At 63.3% G+C, this 15895-nt stretch carries 15 protein-coding genes; 7 read left to right on the top strand and 8 right to left on the bottom strand.

Annotated features, from left to right (window positions below; translation table 11 throughout):
* Positions 1-3: 3 nt before the first annotated feature.
* The 4 genes from D4Q51_RS06915 to D4Q51_RS06900 all read right to left on the bottom strand — a co-directional run bounded on the left by D4Q51_RS06915 (position 4) and on the right by D4Q51_RS06900 (position 4487).
* Positions 4-543, bottom strand: a complete 540-nt coding sequence (locus tag D4Q51_RS06915; protein WP_120077002.1) for a 2,4'-dihydroxyacetophenone dioxygenase family protein — start codon at positions 541-543, stop codon at positions 4-6.
* A 73-nt stretch (positions 544-616) separates the two neighbouring features.
* The gene (locus D4Q51_RS06910) at positions 617-2248 is read right to left on the bottom strand and encodes a flavin-containing monooxygenase (protein ID WP_120077001.1); all 1632 of its coding nucleotides are present in this window, start codon (positions 2246-2248) and stop codon (positions 617-619) included.
* Entirely contained in the window at positions 2245-3135 is an 891-nt protein-coding gene (locus tag D4Q51_RS06905; RefSeq protein ID WP_120077000.1) for an alpha/beta hydrolase, read from the bottom strand. The genes D4Q51_RS06910 and D4Q51_RS06905 overlap by 4 nt, the downstream gene beginning before the upstream one ends.
* An 11-nt stretch (positions 3136-3146) precedes the next feature.
* Positions 3147-4487, bottom strand: a complete 1341-nt coding sequence (locus D4Q51_RS06900; RefSeq protein WP_120076999.1) for an MFS transporter — start codon at positions 4485-4487, stop codon at positions 3147-3149.
* Between the two features lie 117 nt (positions 4488-4604).
* On the opposite strand from D4Q51_RS06900, the gene D4Q51_RS06895 reads away from it, so the two are divergent.
* Positions 4605-5363, top strand: coding sequence for a class II aldolase/adducin family protein (locus D4Q51_RS06895; protein ID WP_120076998.1), 759 nt, complete (start codon positions 4605-4607; stop codon positions 5361-5363).
* A 33-nt stretch (positions 5364-5396) separates the two neighbouring features.
* A complete protein-coding gene (locus D4Q51_RS06890) occupies positions 5397-5963 on the top strand; it encodes a (2Fe-2S)-binding protein (protein WP_120076997.1) in 567 nt (188 codons plus the stop codon).
* A 19-nt stretch (positions 5964-5982) separates the two neighbouring features.
* Here the strand turns inward: D4Q51_RS06890 and D4Q51_RS06885 are convergent, their stop codons facing one another.
* Positions 5983-8091, bottom strand: a complete 2109-nt coding sequence (locus D4Q51_RS06885; protein ID WP_240624599.1) for a TonB-dependent receptor — start codon at positions 8089-8091, stop codon at positions 5983-5985.
* Positions 8092-8224: 133 nt separating this feature from the next.
* Here D4Q51_RS06885 and arsC point away from each other — a divergent pair, with 133 nt between their 5' ends.
* Entirely contained in the window at positions 8225-8569 is a 345-nt protein-coding gene (gene arsC, locus D4Q51_RS06880; protein WP_120077059.1) for an arsenate reductase (glutaredoxin), read from the top strand.
* A 20-nt stretch (positions 8570-8589) separates the two neighbouring features.
* On the opposite strand, the gene D4Q51_RS06875 is transcribed toward arsC, so the two are convergent.
* Positions 8590-9426 (bottom strand): hypothetical protein, encoded by an 837-nt coding sequence (locus tag D4Q51_RS06875; RefSeq protein WP_120076996.1) that lies wholly within the window; start codon positions 9424-9426, stop codon positions 8590-8592.
* Between the two features lie 67 nt (positions 9427-9493).
* Here D4Q51_RS06875 and lipB point away from each other — a divergent pair, with 67 nt between their 5' ends.
* Genes lipB through D4Q51_RS06860 form a run of 3 tightly spaced genes read left to right on the top strand, consistent with a single transcriptional unit; the run spans position 9494 to position 11401 of the window.
* Positions 9494-10168, top strand: coding sequence for a lipoyl(octanoyl) transferase LipB (gene lipB / locus D4Q51_RS06870; RefSeq protein WP_120076995.1), 675 nt, complete (start codon positions 9494-9496; stop codon positions 10166-10168).
* Between the two features lie 3 nt (positions 10169-10171).
* Positions 10172-10471: a hypothetical protein gene (locus D4Q51_RS06865; protein WP_120076994.1), complete on the top strand. Its 300-nt coding sequence runs from the start codon at positions 10172-10174 to the stop codon at positions 10469-10471.
* A gap of 9 nt (positions 10472-10480) precedes the next feature.
* Positions 10481-11401, top strand: coding sequence for a DMT family transporter (locus D4Q51_RS06860; RefSeq protein ID WP_120076993.1), 921 nt, complete (start codon positions 10481-10483; stop codon positions 11399-11401).
* Position 11402: 1 nt separating this feature from the next.
* Here the strand turns inward: D4Q51_RS06860 and D4Q51_RS06855 are convergent, their stop codons facing one another.
* Complete coding sequence (locus D4Q51_RS06855; RefSeq protein ID WP_120076992.1) at positions 11403-12728, bottom strand: DUF2254 domain-containing protein; 1326 nt, start codon at positions 12726-12728, stop codon at positions 11403-11405.
* A gap of 42 nt (positions 12729-12770) precedes the next feature.
* The gene (gene nadA / locus D4Q51_RS06850; RefSeq protein WP_120076991.1) at positions 12771-13757 is read right to left on the bottom strand and encodes a quinolinate synthase NadA; all 987 of its coding nucleotides are present in this window, start codon (positions 13755-13757) and stop codon (positions 12771-12773) included.
* Between the two features lie 213 nt (positions 13758-13970).
* Here nadA and D4Q51_RS06845 point away from each other — a divergent pair, with 213 nt between their 5' ends.
* Positions 13971-15671: a BCCT family transporter gene (locus D4Q51_RS06845; RefSeq protein ID WP_240624598.1), complete on the top strand. Its 1701-nt coding sequence runs from the start codon at positions 13971-13973 to the stop codon at positions 15669-15671.
* Positions 15672-15895 lie beyond the last annotated feature (224 nt).

Here is a 15895-nt window from a genome sequence, read left to right as displayed (position 1 = left end):
TCCTTAAAGGTAGAGCTTCTCGTTGATGGGCAGGCCGTTTTCGCGGCAGTATGTCTCGTAGTGGTTCATGAACCAGAACACGTCGGTCGTTTCCACGTACTTGCCGTCGCCGTCGAAGAAATCGATCGGGCCTTGCATCCAGCCGAACAGTTTCACGCCGTCGGCATGTTCGGTCACGAGAGTGTGACTTTCGCCCGGAGTTTCCAGGATCACGCCGTGCGGCGTCGCAACCCAGTCGTATTCCAGATAGCGCACGCTGCCTTCGAGGCAGACCATCAGGATGGTGCCGCGGTGGAAGTGCGTGCCGATCACGCCGGGGCTCTTCACCCACAGGATGTTGGAGAACAGGTTCTGCCGCACGTCGAAAGCGATGTGTTTGATCGCGGCGTTGTCGCCGAAGGGCACCCAGGGGCTTTCCTCGTCGCTGGGCGCATCGATATAGCGGCCGCCGGGGGACGTACGCTTCACAAGGTCGGCGTAGGGGTACTTGATGTCAACGATTTCCTTCTTGTCGGAAGGCGGTGCTTTCATCTGCGTGGCCATTTACTCTCTCCTTTGTTTGTGTCGGTCCCGCTTTGCCGGGACTCGCGTTATCCTGATCCTATACTAACGCGCGTTACGAAGCGACCGCGTCCTTCGTCCGCATCGTGGTGGAGCTCTCCATCAAGAAACCCTCGTAGCCCTTGGCCGCGACCTCGTCGCACTTTGCGCGATAGGCGCCCACGCCGCCGACGTAGGGCATGAACACCTGCCGCCCGTCCTTCGTGTGGCCCTGATACCAGCTGCTGGCGCGGGGAAAGAGCGTGGAGTGGGCGACTTCGTGCGCGTGCTCCATCCACGCGGTTTCGGCCTCGGCCGTCGCCTCGATCACCTGCTGCCCGGCACTGCGCATGTGGGCCGTGCAGCGCGCTACCCATTCCACGTGCTGTTCGATGGAAACGACCACGTTGGACAGCACGGAAGGGCTGCCGGGACCGGTGATGGTGAACATGTTGGGAAAGCCCTCGACAGCAAGGCCGAGGTAGGCGCGCGGGCCGTTGTCCCATTCATCGCGGATGGAGCGTCCGTCGCGGCCGCGAATGTCGATCGCCTTGATCGCGCCCACGCAGGCATCGAAGCCCGTGGCCAGGATGATGACATCGGCAGGATACTCGCCCTTCTCGGCCTTCACCGAACGGGCGGTGACATCGACGACAGGCTCCTCGCGCACGTCCACCAGCGCCACGTTGTCGCGGTTCATCGCCTCGTAGAAATTGACCTCGGTGCAAAGGCGGCGCGATCCCATCGGGTATCCGTGGGGCGTGAGTTTTCGCGCTGTCTCCGGATCGTCGACCAGTTCGGCGATCTTGCGCCGGGCGAAATCGGCAGCGTAGCTGTTCGATTCCTCGTCGAACAACAGGTCTTCGTAGGCTTGCAACAGGCCGGTGGTGCCTGCCTTCCAGGCCTTCTCCAGCCGCTTCTCGCGCGCTTCGGGATCGTCGGCCTTGGCACTGCCTTCCCATGCGCCGTGGAACCAGCCGAGCGGCGATGTGCGCGCCCTCTCCCGCAGTTCGGGATAGCGCGGCAGCAGGTCTTCCAGGTAGTCCTGCGGCAACGGGTGATTGCCCGCAGGCACGGCGAAGTTTGGCGTGCGCTGGAAGACGGTAAGCCGTTTCGCGACCTTCGCGACCTCGCCCACAACCTGGATGCCGGTGGAGCCGGTGCCGAAATGGCAGACGTTCTTTCCCGCAAGGTCGGCGCTGTCGTCCCACATGGCCGAATGCAGCACCTGTCCCTCGAAATTCTCGAGGCCGGGAATGTCGGGCTGCTTGGGCTCGGACAGGGCGCCCGTTGCGAGGATCAGGAACTGCACGTCGTAGGCATCGCCGCCATCGGTTTCGACCAGCCAGCGGCCTTCTTCCTCTTGCCAGCGGGCCGAGGTCACGAGCGTTTGCAGCGCAATGTCGCGGCGGAGGTCAAATCTTTCGGCCACATGTTCGAGATAGCGCAGGATTTCCGGCTGGGCGGCGTAGCGTTCGCTCCAGCGCCATTCGGCCTCCAGCTCGGCATCGAAGCTGTAGCTGTATTCGATGCTGGGAATGTCGCAGCGTGCGCCGGGATAGCGGTTCCAGAACCACGTGCCGCCAACGCCGCTGCCTTTTTCCACCACCTGCGTGGTGAAGCCGTCCTGCCGCAGCTTGTGCAGCATGTAGAGGCCCGCAAAGCCTGCGCCGACGATCAGCGCGTCAAGGCGGCGCGGCTTCTTCATCCGGCATGTCTCGCGAGGAATGCGCCCGCCTCTTCCAGCGCGGCTTTCGCCTGCGGCAGCATGAAGTGAAAGGCATGGAAGACGTGGGGAAGGCCGGGGTGGACCTCCAGTCGCACCATCGTGCCCGCAGCACCGGCGCTGGCGGCAATCGCCAAGGCATCGTCCAGCAGGATCTCTATGGAGCCGACCTGCACCAGCAGCGGCGGCAGGCCGGATAGGTCTGCCTTGGCCGGAGAGGCGAGCGGGTGCGCAGCATCGGCCCCGCCAAGATATCGCTGCGCGCACACCTCGATACCGTGCTTCGTCAGCGAGGGGTCTTCTGACGCCTTGCTATCCAGCGATGCGGCGGTGCAGGTGGCATCTGCCCACGGCGAAATCAGCAGCGCGGCGGCGGGCAGATTATCGGCTTCGTCGCGCAGTTTCAGCATTGCGGCCAGCGCCAGCCCTCCGCCTGCGGAATCGCCGGCAAGCACGATATTGGAGGCGTCTGTCACGCTCGCGACAAGCGCGCGGTAGGCGGCAACGGCATCGTCCACGGCGGCGGGGAAGGGATGTTCGGGGGCGAGGCGATAGTCGAGCACCAGCGCGGGCATCCCGGCGGCGCGGGAAACCTCGCCCGCAAGGCCACGATAGCCCTGCGCGCTGCCGACCACGTAGCCGCCACCGTGCAGGTAGAGCACGGCCTTGCCCGTATCACTGCCGGGCGCGGCCACGCGCAAGGCGGGCACACCGCCGAGGTCGAGCTGCTCGATGGCGAGATCGTCCGCCACCGGCATGGTGGCGAACAGCGCCTCGTAATCGGGGCGCAGGGTGGCAGGATCGGCTGAAAGGTCCGGCCCTCCTGCGCGAAGCCCGGCGATCAGTTCGGCAAGGACGGGATCGGACATGTGCGCTCGCCTCAGGCCGGCTGGGCCACTTCGCCGCGGCGGCGCAGCGCAGCGGGCGCGGTTTCCTTCAGGCCCATCGCGACAAAGCCGCTGATCACGGCCAGCACCATAAGGACGTAGAGGAAGGTCTCAGGCCCGTAGGCGTCGTTGAGCACGCCTGCGAGCGGCGGGCCGAGAACACCGCCCAGCACCTCGCAACTGCCCATCGCCAGCCCCAGCACGGTGGCGTGGTGGATGGGCTTGAAGCTTTCGGAAGGGATCGTCGCCATGAAGATCGGGAAGACGCCGTTCACCATCCAGCCGATGAAGAAGATCGGGATCAGCACCGTGGCATACCCGGAAAGCCCCAGAAGGCCGTCGCCAGCAAACGTCGCCGGATCGAGGTAGATCACGCCGAGCGGCCCGATCAGCGACAGGAACGGCAGGAACACCATCACCGGCTTGCGCCCGATCTTGTCGGAAATGCCTGCCACCACGAAGCTGTAGATCGCGGCTGCAATGCCCAGCGAGCCGACGAGCCAGCTCATCGAGAAAGCGTCCATCCCGCGCGTCTGGACAAGGAAGTTGGGCATGAAGGCCCAGGTGATGACGAAGTGCGCCACCAGCAGCACGCCCACGACCACGCAAATCCACATGTTGCGGACTTTCAGTGCCTCGAGAAAACCGATGCTGGAATGGTGATCGCCCGCCTCGCCCACTTGCGCGGTGACTTCGGCGGCAGGTTCCGGCTCGCGCAGCATGAACCAGATCATCGCTGCGGAAACGAGGCCGGGCAGGGCGGCAAGGTAGAACGCCTCGCGCCAGCTGAAGGCGGTGGCAAAGGCCACCAGCACCACTGGCGCGGCAAAGCTACCAAGCAGGTTGGAGCCAAGGTTCTGCGCCACGCCTTGCGCCAGGCCGCGCCGTTCCGGGTTCACTTCGCTGGCGACCATCGCGTGGCTGATCGGCATGACGCCGCCTTCCGCCGCGCCCATCAGCAGGCGGGCCGCGAAGAGGAACAGGAAGCTGGTGGCAAGGCCGGACAGGAAGCTGCACAGCGAAAACGCGATGGTGGCAATCACCAGCAGGATCTTGCGCTTGCCGAGGCTATCGGACAGGCGGCCCACGAAGAATGCCGCGATCGCCCAGCTGAAGGAAAGGCCGCCTGCCAGCAGGCCGATCTCGGTTTGCGACAATTGCAGGTCCGGCTGCACGAACGGCATCAGCGCGTTGAGCGCCTGCCGGTCGAAGAACACGATACCGAAATTCAGGCTGAGCAGCAGGACCAGCAATGTCTGGTAGGCAGGCGAATTTGTAACCCAGTTGCCCGTTTGCTGCTCTGCGCCCAGCGAATGTGCCTGCTGCGTGGCCATTTTTGTAACAATCCTCTCCCGTGCCGCTTTTCGCGGCTTGCATCGGGGTTTGCCAAGACCTGTGACAAAGTCAATCTAGCGGTGCTATGGGAGCGCACGAATAAAGGGAGAATAGCGATGGCCACGCAGTTGAAGCCGCAGATGGATTGCAGCGCGGAGGAATGGCAGGCGCGGCTGGACCTTGCTGCCGCCTACCGAATCTTCGCGCACCTCGGCTGGTGCGAGAGCATCTACAACCACATCACCCTGCGCGTTCCGGGAACCGATAACCACTTCCTCATCAACCCCTACGGCCTGTTGTGGGAGGAAGTGACGGCATCCAACCTCGTCAAGATCGACGAGGACGGCAACAAGGTTGGCGACAATCCCTATCCTGTGAACCTAGCAGGGTTCACGCAGCACAGCGTGTTCCACAAGAACCTGCCGCACGCCCACGCCATCGTGCACACGCACACGCCCGACACCATGGCCGTCTGCGCTACCGAAGGCGGCCTGCAAGCCAGTAATTTCTATTCGTGCTTCTTCGAAGGAGCCATCGGCTACCACGACTTCGAAGGCATCACCGTGCGTTCAGAGGAAGGCGAGCGGCTGGTGCGCAATGCCGGGAACAACCAGATCCTGATGCTGAAGAACCACGGCCCTGTCGTGATGGGGCGCACGATCTACGAGATGTTCCTGCTCTACTACATGCTCCAGCGCGCGTGCGAAGTGCAGGTGAAGACCGCCGCACTCGGTGCGCCCATTGTGGTGCCGCAACAGGTTATCGAACAGCACCAGCGCGACCGCGACAAACAGTTGACGGACGACTTCGGCAAGCTGGACTTCCAGGCCTGGACGCGCAAGATCGATACGATTGATCCCAGCTGGCGCAACTGACGAGTAACCCCAACCCATGACAGCCCCTATTCCATGACAGCCATGACGGTGAACGAGCGTCCGGTCGATTTCGACATGGACCCCGACACCCCCCTGCTGCACGCCTTGCGCGATGCGGCCAATCTCACCGGTACCAAGTACGGCTGCGGCGTGGGCGACTGCGGGGCCTGCATGGTGCTGGTGGACGGGGAGGCGCTGCGCAGTTGCCTTGTCACCATCGGGGAGGCCGAGGGGCGCTACATCACCACGATCGAAGGGCTGTCGCGCGATCGTTCCCATCCGGTGCAGCAGGCGCTGGTGGCGGAACAGGCGATCCAGTGCGGGTTCTGCACGCCGGGCATCGCCATTGCCGCTGCCAGTCTGCTACGCTCCAACCCGGACCCGACCGAGGCGCAGATCAGGGAGGCGATCCCCAACCTGTGCCGCTGCGGCGTCTATCCGCGCCTTGTCCGCGCCGTGCAGCGAGCAGGGCGCGTTGGGCGCAGGCGCGAAACCATCAGCGCCGCGCCTGCACCGGGTATAGACCCTGCAGACGCGGCGCGTGCCGTTCCGGGAATGCGGGGGGAGGCGCCCGCCCCGGAAGGAGAGGCTACGGACTAGAGTCCCTCCTGGGCCGCGGTCAGAACCGCAGCCGTGCCCCGAGCGAAGCGTTCAGCGGAGCGCCCGGCTGGATGTTGTTGTCGCCGTGAGCGGAGGGGTAATAGTCCTCGTCGAACAGGTTCTCAACATTCAGCTGCAGTGACAGCGTGTCGGTCGCCTCGAAGAACACCGCTGCGTCCACGCGGGTATAGCTGGGCAGCACCACGTCGTTGCTCATGCTGGCGAACTGGTCCGACTGGTGGATCACGCCTGCGCCAAGACCCACGCGGTCCGTCAGGTCATAACGCGCCCAGGCAGTGATCTGATGGTGCGGCACCTGTTGCAGCACCGTGCCGATATCGGTGGCATCGGCGCTGTCGGTGATCTCGCCGTCGAGATAGGTGTAGCCGAGGCTCAGCGAGAGGCTGTCGGTCGGCTTGCCCACCATTCCCAATTCGAAACCTTCCACCTGGCTTTCGCCAACAAGCGTCGTCAGGCTGGTGACCGGATCGACGGACGGCGTGTTGGAGCGGGTGAGGCGGAACACCGCCGCTGTCAGCAGCAGTTCGGTATGCGGAGCCCACTTCACGCCCAGTTCGATGTTCTCGAACGTCTCGGGCTCGATCCCCTCGTCCTCCTGGCCGAGCACGGTGAACTGGTCCCCGGCGGATGGGAGGAAGCTTTCGGCATAGCTGGCGTAGATCGACAGGTTTTCCTGCGGCTTCAGGATCGCGCCGAACCGGGGGCTCCAGCGTTCGTCCACCCGCGCACCGTCGAAACCGGTTCGGATGTCGGTGCTTTCGAGGTCGAACCGGTCGTAACGCACGCCCGCCACAAGTTGCAGGATGCCGATATCGAGCTGTTCCTGCGCATAGAACGACAGGGTGGAAAGCTCGCTGGTGCTGGCGCGCTGGGGCGTCAGCGTGAAGGCAGGCACGGTGATCGTATCCTCTAGGGCGACACTGACGCTGGTGTCCGTGCCATTGTTGAAACGGGCCTGGTCGCGCACCGAATCGGTATCCTGCGATCCGGCTTCGGCGCCGATCAGCAGGGTGTGGCCGAGCGACCCGGTTTCGAACTGGCCGACAAGGTTGACCTGTCCGATCAGGTTCTGCCGGTCCGTTCCGCTTTCATATCCTGCCAGCCGCACCGTATCGGTGGCCACATCGACGCCGGCAGGCACGATGTTGGAATAGAACTTGTCATAGTCGGCGAACATCACGCTGGCGTTCACGCTCCACGCGCCGCTGAAATCGTGCTCCAGCCGTGTGCGCGCCACGTGCACCGCGACATCGCTGAAGTTGTAATCGGCATCGCCGAAGAAGGTCTCGTCGAAGCCGCGCAAGGGTCCGCCGTCGACGCTGGGAAGGCCGCGGTCCACCACGCGCTCGTCATCGTCGTAGGTGTAATAGGCGTAGAGGCGCGTGTCGGGGCCGAGGTTCGCCGTTACCGTAGGCGACACGCCGAAGAAGCGGCCATCGTAGACATCGCGGTGATTGTCGAATTCCTCGTAGGTGCCCGTTACGCGCAAGGCGAGGCTCTCGCTGGCGGGCAGGTTGGCATCGCCGGTGAGGGCGAAGGCCCCGAAGGTGTCGACCTGAGCGCCCACGCTGTATTCGGACATGCCGAACTCGGCAGTCTTGGATACGCGGTTGATCGCACCGCCACCCGCGCCCCGGCCGAAGATCAGCGCATTGGCGCCCTTCAGCACTTCGACCCGGTCCACGTTATACAGCGGGCGGTAGTACTGGGCATCGTCGCGCAGGCCGTCGATATAGAAGTCCGCCGTGGTTTCCTGCCCGCGGATGAACACCTCGTCGCGGTGGCCCTCGCCGGTTTCCAGGCTGACCCCGGGCACGAAGCGCAGCGCATCGTTCAGGGTGGTGACGCCCTGGTCCTCCAGTTGGTCTGCCGTGATCACGGTAACGGCCTGGGGCACGTCGATGATCGGCGTCGGCGTCTTGGTGCCGGTGCTGCCGTCTTCATTGACGTAGGTATCGCGCTCACCGGTTACGATGATGTTGCTGGGCAGGTAGTCGCGCTGTGCCTCTGCCTCGGCGGCTACGTTGGCCAGGGCGGGGGCGGGCAGGGCGGTGACACTGGCAAGCAGGGCGAAGCGGCTGACGGTACGGATAAGAAATTCCCTCACGACTCTATTGAGATTGATTTGCAAGAGCAGCCTCTATTGAGAATGATTATTAGTGACAACAGCAAATGTGGCGTTGGCCCGAAAAAGTTTGCGCGCTAGGGCGTGCGGGCAACGAGACATGGAGGAAGACCCTGTGAAAGCGACCATCTGGCACAACCCGAAATGCAGCAAATCGCGCGCCACGCTGGCGATCCTGCAGGAGCGCGACGGAGTCGAGGTCGAAGTGGTCGAATACCTGAAGAACCCGCCAGCGCGCGAAAAGCTGGCGCAGCTCTATGCCGATGCGGGCATGTCCCCGGCCCAGGGGCTGCGGCTCAGCGGTACGGACGCGAAGGATCGCGGCCTGCCGGAAGCCGATGCCGACACCGTGCTGGACGCGATGGCCGCCGATTCCAGGCTGATCGAGCGCCCGCTGGTGGAGACGGAGAAAGGCGTGCGCCTGTGCCGGCCCGTGGAGAAGGTCGAGGAAATCCTCTGACCGCTATTCGCCTCTGACCGTTATTCGAAGGTCTTGCCCACCGGTTCGCCATCGGTGCCGGTAAGCTGACGGTGAACGGCCGCCAGCACCAGCAGCATGACCGTGGAGAAGCCCATGCTCATCAGGCCGCTGCCGATGGCCATGGCGAACAGGCCGATCTCCTCACCCATCACGCTGAACAGGCTGAGCACCATGCTGACGACAAGCCAGAGCACCATCACGCAGATGACGAGCAGGGCGTAAAAGGCCAGCAGGCGAAAGGAATTACCTTTCGTCAGTCGCCACGAACGCGCCAGCGCGCTGATGGGGTTCATCACCTTCTCGATGGCGATGACGGGAGAGATCAGCGAGAACTTGATCCAGATGTAGACGGCAAGGATCAGGCCGACGAAGGCCAGCAGCGCGGCAAGCGCGGGGTTGATAAGCGCCCCGATTGCCACCAGCAGCAAGGGCACGGCAACCATGACGAGGCCGAAGAGGATCTGTGCGACAAGATACGGCACCAGCGCCTTCAAGCCGAAGCCCAGTGCCTCGCCAACCGTGGGGCGGGATCTGTCAGTCAGCAGCGCCAGCAGCCCCATCACCCCGACCGCCTGGACCAGCCCGAAGACGATATAAATCCACCAGCTCTGGCCGAAATAGTCGCCGAAGACCGCCATCATGTCTTCCGGGCTGGGAGTCTCCCCAAGCGCCTCCAGCTGCATCGTCAGGGCATCCTGGGAAGGCAGCACCAGCGTGGCGATGACATTGGGCAGGAAGAAGAAAACCGCCGCGACGATCAACACCACGTCCTTGTTGGCAGAGAGCAGCGCCATCGCCTCGTTCCAGGCACGTCCAAGGTCCAGTTTCGTCGCCATATTGTCCTCTGTTCCGCAAATGCCCACTTGATAAGCGCCTTCGCACCCGCCACGCAATCGCCAAACCATGACTGACAACAGCAATCTTCCAGATCCATCAATCGAATGGCGCCGATCGCTGGGCCAGGTGCCCTATCGCGAGGCGCTGGCCGAGCAGGAGGCGCGCAACGCGGCGCTGGCTGCGGGCGAGGGGCAGGAACTGGTGTGGATGCTGGAACACCCGCCGGTCTACACCGCCGGAACCAGCGCCGATGCGGCCGAACTGGTCGATCCGCGTTTTGACGTGGTCGATACGGGGCGGGGGGGGCGCTACACCTATCACGGCCCCGGCCAACGTGTGACATACGTGCTGCTGGACCTGAAGAAGCGCACGAAGGACGTGCGCCAGTTCGTCCACGCGCTGGAGAGCTGGGTGATCGCCACTCTCTCCGATTTCGATGTGGAAGCCTTCGCCGTACCCGAACGCGTCGGAATATGGACGCACGATGCCAGCGGCGCGGAAGCCAAGATCGGCGCCATCGGCGTGCGCGTGCGGCGCTGGGTGACGATGCACGGTTTCGCCGTGAACCTCTCGCCCGACCTCTCCCATTTCACCGGCATCGTGCCCTGCGGTATCTCGGAATACGGCGTCACCAGCATGGAAGCACTTGGAAAGACTGTTGCGCCGGAGGAATGGGATGAGGCATTGCTGGCGCGCGCCGGCCAATTCCTCGGCGCCATTTCGCAACCGGAGACCGCCTAAACCATGACCACGATCCGCACCCTGGCCCTTGCCGCGCCTGTGCTGCTTGCCCTCTCGGCCTGTGGGGACGATCCGGCAGTCGATGTGGAGAACGACGGGCGCGAGGCATCGGGGGAAGTGCTGGAGGGCACGATCAGCGACGAGATGCTGCCGCTCGACCAGGTGCGCTCGCAGGCTCCGTTGGCAGAGCCGGAAAAAGGCGTGGAAGGAGGTGCAACTCCCGCTGCGGCTCCCCAGTCGGTTACCGAAGAGGCCCAGCCCGCCGAAAGCGAAGAGCCGGAACCGGCCGAAGAGGCCGAGTAGGTTCCTCCCATGACCGGTCCCCAAACCGGTGAAGACCAGCCCCTGCGCGCGAAAGCCTTGGCACTAGCAGCACTGCTGCTGGGTAACGTGGCGCTCGCCTGCGGTCCTTGGCTGGTGCGACTGGCCGATACCGGCCCGGTCAGCGCCGGATTTTGGCGTGTGGCGCTGGCGCTGCCGTTCCTGTTCCTTCTCGCGGGCATCACCGGCGAACGGCTGGGCGGCATTCCGCGAAAGGCTGTCCTGCTGGTACTGGCGGGCGGCGTCTTCTTCGGCCTCGATATCGCCGCCTGGCACGTCGGCATCGGCGATACCCGGCTGGCGAACGCGGTGCTGTTCGGCAATGCGGGCAGCGTTATCCTGATGGTCTGGGGCTTCGTGGTGCTACGGCGTCTGCCGATTGGGCGCGAGTGGCGGGCGATCATCGCGGCCTTTGCCGGGTCAGCCGTGCTGCTGGGTCGATCGCTCGAACTGTCGACCGCGAACTTCGTGGGCGACCTGTTCTGCCTGCTCGCCGGCCTGCTCTATGCCGGATACCTGCTGCTGTTGCAGGACGCGCGCAAGAGCTTCGGCAGTTGGAGCGTGCTCGCCCTGTCCAGTAGTGCCAGCGTCGCCGTGCTGTTCGTGGTCGCACAGTTATCGGGCGAGCCCTTCTGGCCTACCGACTGGACACCGGTGCTGGTGCTGGCTTTCTCCAGCCAGCTATTGGGACAGGGCCTGCTCGTCTATTCGCTGAAAGCCTTTTCGCCGCTGGTGATCGGCATTGCCTTGCTCACCCAGCCTGCGGTCGCCGCGCTGATCGGGTGGCTGGCATTCGACGAGGTGCTCGTGCCGCTCGACCTTCTGGGCATCGTGCTGGTTGGCAGCGCGCTGGTGCTGGCGAGAATGACCGCGCCAAGGGAACCGCCGCGTCCGCGCGTCAATCCGGTATAGTTCAAGCCTGCTTGAAATCCATCATTACCGCGTCGAACCGGTCCTCCACCTCGCGGCGATCCGGCCCTTCCAGCGCCAGCCGCGCCTGTTCGCGCAACTGCGCCGCTTCTCCCAGCAGCAGCTCGCGCCGCTCCTCGCCCTCGATCGTGAGAGCCGCGTTGCGCAGAGTGTCGAGCATGATCTTGGATGCAATCGGGCTGCTCGCCACCGCGCTGCGGATCGCGCCGAAGCCGCGCTGGACGAAGTGCTTGAAATCGTCCGCCTTGGGGTAGACCGGGCACTTTTCCGCATCGCTGCTGCACACGTCCTTCACCAGCCGCCGCTTGCCAAGGTCCGCCGTGGCCGCGCCCAGCCAGTGGAGCGAGGTGACAGCGGTGAAGGGATCGTTGATGCCCGGTGACAACGCGCGCAGGCCGATTTCCACCAGTTCGTCGATCAGGAATTCCGGGTCCTGCTCCGGCGTGCGGCTGGAGCCTTGCGTGAAGCACTCTCGCAGTTTCTCCATGCACCCCTCGTGGCAGGAGCCGTTGGCGATCTCGAGAATGGGCAGGCCCTTGTGCACGAAGTCCCCGGTGCGCACCAGAAGCGTGATCTCGCACTCGCATTCGCGCGCCAGCTTTTCCATGTCGCCGAAATCGATGAGCTGGATGTAGCCGGCCTTCTCCGCCCGCATGGGGCAGCCGCGCGGCGCACCGTCCGGCGCGTCGCGATCACCGTCGTTGGGATAGGTTTTCGCGATTGCCCCCAGCAGTCGCTCCCCGATATCCTTGATCACATTGTTGATACGGATGCTGGACGGCACGTGGTTGAGGAAGAACACCAGCACCGCGACCGATATCACCATCAGAATGAAAGCGATCAGCAGAGAGAGTTGTGGCACGAAACCGGGCAGGGCCGTGGCAGCAGCATCGGCGGCTGTGGCGGGCTGCTCATCCTCCGCCCGCACGGTGCGCAGCACGGTGAGCGCGAAGACAAACGTGCCGATGAAGGTCGCCAGCGAAAGCTGGTTGCCCTTGTCCTCCATGAAATTGGTGAGCAGGCGCGGGCCATATGTTCCGCTGGCATAGCTGACCGCGACGATAGTGATGGAGAACACGGTGGAGGCGACCGCGATCATGCTGCCCGCGATCACCTGCAACATCGTGGACGCGCCCTCGGGCCGGGCGGGCGCCAGCCACGAGACATCGTTCAGCCACTCGGCATAGCCTGCGCGGTCCGCCGCGATGCAGACGAAGGCCAGCAGCAGCGACGTGAACGCGAACACCGCCGGATAGAACCAGTAATTGGCGTTGAGCCTACGCCACGCCCACAGGATTTCGGCTTTCATGAAAGGGGTAACGCGCGACGCAAGGCGCGGTGCCCCATCCCGTCAAACCCGCCCCAGGTCACCCTTGCCGATCGTGCCGCTGGCCATTTCCAGCATCTTGTCGAGGCTGGCCTTGGCTTTCAGGCGAAGTTCCTCCTCGATTTCGATGCGCGGCTCCAGGTCGCGCAGGCAGAGGTAGAGCTTCTCCATCGTGTTCAGAGCCATGTAGGGGCAGATGTTGCAGTTGCAGTTGCCGTCCGCACCCGGCGCACCGAGAAAGGTCTTTCCCGGCAGTGCCTTTTCCATCTGGTGGATGATGTGCGGCTCGGTCGCCACGATTAGCGTATCGCCTTCGAACGTCTTTGCGAACTGCAGGATCGAGCTGGTGGAACCGACGTGGTCGGCATGGTCGATGATGTGCGGCGGGCATTCGGGATGTGCGGCGATGGGAGCATCGGGATGCTCTGCCTTCAGTTTCATTAGCTCGCGCTCGCTGAACGCCTCGTGCACGATGCACACGCCCGGCCACAGCAGCATGTCGCGGTCGAACTTGCGATTGAGATAGCCGCCCAGGTGCCGGTCCGGCCCGAAGATGATCGGCTGATCTTCCGGGATCTGTTCCAGAATGGTCTCGGCAGAAGAGGAGGTGACGATCACGTCCGACAGGGCTTTCACCTCGGTCGAGCAGTTGATGTAGGTGAGCGCGATGTGGTCGGGGTGCTTGGCGCGGAAAGCGGCGAACTTCTCCGGCGGACAGGAATCTTCCAGGCTGCAACCCGCTTCCATGTCGGGCAGCACCACGATCTTCTCGGGGCTGAGAATCTTGGCGGTATCGGCCATGAACTTGACGCCGCAAAAGGCGATCACGTCGGCATCGGTTTCCGCCGCCTTCTTCGAAAGTTCCAGCGAGTCCCCGACGAAATCGGCAAGATCCTGCAATTCGGGTTTCTGGTAGTAGTGGGCGAGAATGACGGCGTTGCGTTCCTTGCGCAGGCGATCGATCTCTTCGCGCAAGTCAATGCCTGCAGGGATTGCTGTCTGGTCGGTCATCTCTCATGCCCCATTTAGATTGGCGTTTGATCAGGCATATAGAAGCCATGGCGGAATTTGCGAGGGGCTAGCCCGGCACAAGTGCCCGGCTCGCCCGTTTGCAATAGCAGGCCAGTTCCCTATGCTTGCGGCAATTCCCGGCATCGGTGGCCCTGGCATGCGCTTTCTGCGCCGGGCCGTCAGCGTGGCGAGCGAAACAGGAGATACCAGATAGTGACCGAACAGGTACCGACAGCGAATACGGACGATGCGCCGATAAACCCTCCGCTGGTGGACTTGCCGATCAGGACGCACAATCGCGGTTTCTACGACGGCTTCAGCCGATCAGTCACAATTCCGGCCAAGATCATCGTCTCGCTCATCATCATGTGGGCGATTTTCTTCCCCGTCAGCGCGAACGAAACGCTGAACGCGGCCAACAGCACGATCATTTCCACCTTCTCCGGCTGGTATGTCTACGTCACCGCGGCGGTGATGCTGACGGCGCTGGTGCTGGCGGCGCTTCCGCAATCGGGAACCCTGCGCATCGGCAGCCCCGGCGAGAAGCCCGAATTCGGCAAGTTCAGCTGGTTCGCGATGCTGTTCGGCGCAGGCATCGGGATCGGGATGCTCACCTATTCCACCGGCGAGCCGCTCGCGCATTTCCAGAACAACCCCGATATCATTCGCGGCACGGTGGAGCCGCTGAGCGCCGAGGCCGTGCGCCCGGCCTATATCTATACCTTCCTGCACTGGGGGCTGGCGCCCTGGGCCATCTACGGCCTGGTGGGGCTTGCCATCGGTTACGTGTCCTATCGCCGCAACCTGCCACTGACGATCCGGTCCTCGCTTGCCCCGCTGTTCGGCAAGGCCATGTCTGGGGTGCCCGGACACCTGGTGGATATCGTCGCTGTGGTGGCGACGATCCTCGGCGTTGCAACGACGATGGGGCTTGGTGTGGAGCAGTTCGTGGCCGGGCTGAACCGGCTGGGCCTAGGTGACTGGCTGGTCGATACAGAGGGCAGTTCGACCCCTGTCGCCATCATTGCCTCGCTGGTCCTTCTGGTGGGCGCATCCACCATCAGCGCGCTTTCGGGCGTTGGAAAGGGGATCAAGTGGCTCTCCAACATCAACATGGGCCTGTCGTTCGCCTTGCTTGCCCTGTTTGCGGTGGCAGGCTCCGCGCTGCTCAGCCTCGAACTGCTGGGCGTGGGGATTTACGATTACCTCCGCACGCTGCCCTACAATGCCCTCACGCTGTTCTCCGGCGGCACGGAGATCGGCGACGAGCTGGTGCAGTGGCAACTCGACTGGAGCGTATTCTACTGGGCCTGGTGGATAGCCTTCGCGCCATTCGTGGGCATGTTCATCGCCCGCATCTCGCGCGGACGCACGGTGCGCGAATACGTTCTCGGCGTGCTGCTGGTCCCCTCGCTGATGTGCTTCGTCTGGATGACGCTGGTGGGCGGCACGGCCATCGACCTCGAACTGAGCGGTGTGGCTGACGGGGCGATCGTGAACGCGGGCATTTCGGATCAGCTTTATGCCACGATCGCGGTGCTGCTTGACCCCGGTTTTGCATGGGTCGTGTCCGGCCTGGTGGTGCTGCTGCTGATGACCTACCTCATCACCAGCGCCGACAGCGCGATCCTCATCGTCAACACGATCAACGGCGCGGGTGATACCGATGGTCAGCGTCGCCGCCATATCCTGTTCTGGGGTGCAGCGCTGGCTTTCATGGTCGGCTCCATGCTCATCATCGGCGGAATCGACGCGATCCGTATCACCATGATCATCGGCGCATTGCCGTTCTCCGTGGTGGTGGCCCTGATGGCTATATCCATCGTGAAGGCGGTGGTGTTCGACGTGATCCGCAAGCGCCACGGGGTTCCCACTACTGCCGAGGCTTGCGAGGAATGGGAAGCCACGAAGTAGTCCTGAAGAAATAGAGGCAGTATGTAAATCGGCTGTTCGGAAGTTTATCAAGACAAAAGTTATCCATTTCCCGAACGTTACCGGACTATTATAGACTGCGCATAAAGTAAAAAATGGCATTCATTTGAGAACAGAGATTATATCAAATTCGTATTTGACTTATTCTTCCGCTTGTTAACAATTGTTGTTATTATGCAACAAGGATTTTTACCATCCCCATAATC

Origin of the sequence: Aurantiacibacter odishensis (genome assembly GCF_003605195.1) — a bacterium.
In the GTDB taxonomy this organism is placed as follows: domain Bacteria; phylum Pseudomonadota; class Alphaproteobacteria; order Sphingomonadales; family Sphingomonadaceae; genus Alteraurantiacibacter; species Alteraurantiacibacter odishensis.
The sequence above is the reverse complement of the archived record's forward strand: the minus strand, read 5'-3'. Positions and strand labels throughout refer to the sequence as shown.

Coding starts and splice junctions, on each gene's coding strand:
- D4Q51_RS06915 (WP_120077002.1), bottom strand. CDS start 543: ATGGCCACGCAGATGAAAGCACCGCCTTCCGACAAGAAGGAAATCGTT.
- D4Q51_RS06910 (WP_120077001.1), bottom strand. CDS start 2,248: ATGAAGAAGCCGCGCCGCCTTGACGCGCTGATCGTCGGCGCAGGCTTT.
- D4Q51_RS06905 (WP_120077000.1), bottom strand. CDS start 3,135: ATGTCCGATCCCGTCCTTGCCGAACTGATCGCCGGGCTTCGCGCAGGA.
- D4Q51_RS06900 (WP_120076999.1), bottom strand. CDS start 4,487: ATGGCCACGCAGCAGGCACATTCGCTGGGCGCAGAGCAGCAAACGGGC.
- D4Q51_RS06895 (WP_120076998.1), top strand. CDS start 4,605: ATGGCCACGCAGTTGAAGCCGCAGATGGATTGCAGCGCGGAGGAATGG.
- D4Q51_RS06890 (WP_120076997.1), top strand. CDS start 5,397: ATGACAGCCATGACGGTGAACGAGCGTCCGGTCGATTTCGACATGGAC.
- D4Q51_RS06875 (WP_120076996.1), bottom strand. CDS start 9,426: ATGGCGACGAAACTGGACCTTGGACGTGCCTGGAACGAGGCGATGGCG.
- lipB (WP_120076995.1), top strand. CDS start 9,494: ATGACTGACAACAGCAATCTTCCAGATCCATCAATCGAATGGCGCCGA.
- D4Q51_RS06865 (WP_120076994.1), top strand. CDS start 10,172: ATGACCACGATCCGCACCCTGGCCCTTGCCGCGCCTGTGCTGCTTGCC.
- D4Q51_RS06860 (WP_120076993.1), top strand. CDS start 10,481: ATGACCGGTCCCCAAACCGGTGAAGACCAGCCCCTGCGCGCGAAAGCC.
- D4Q51_RS06855 (WP_120076992.1), bottom strand. CDS start 12,728: ATGAAAGCCGAAATCCTGTGGGCGTGGCGTAGGCTCAACGCCAATTAC.
- nadA (WP_120076991.1), bottom strand. CDS start 13,757: ATGACCGACCAGACAGCAATCCCTGCAGGCATTGACTTGCGCGAAGAG.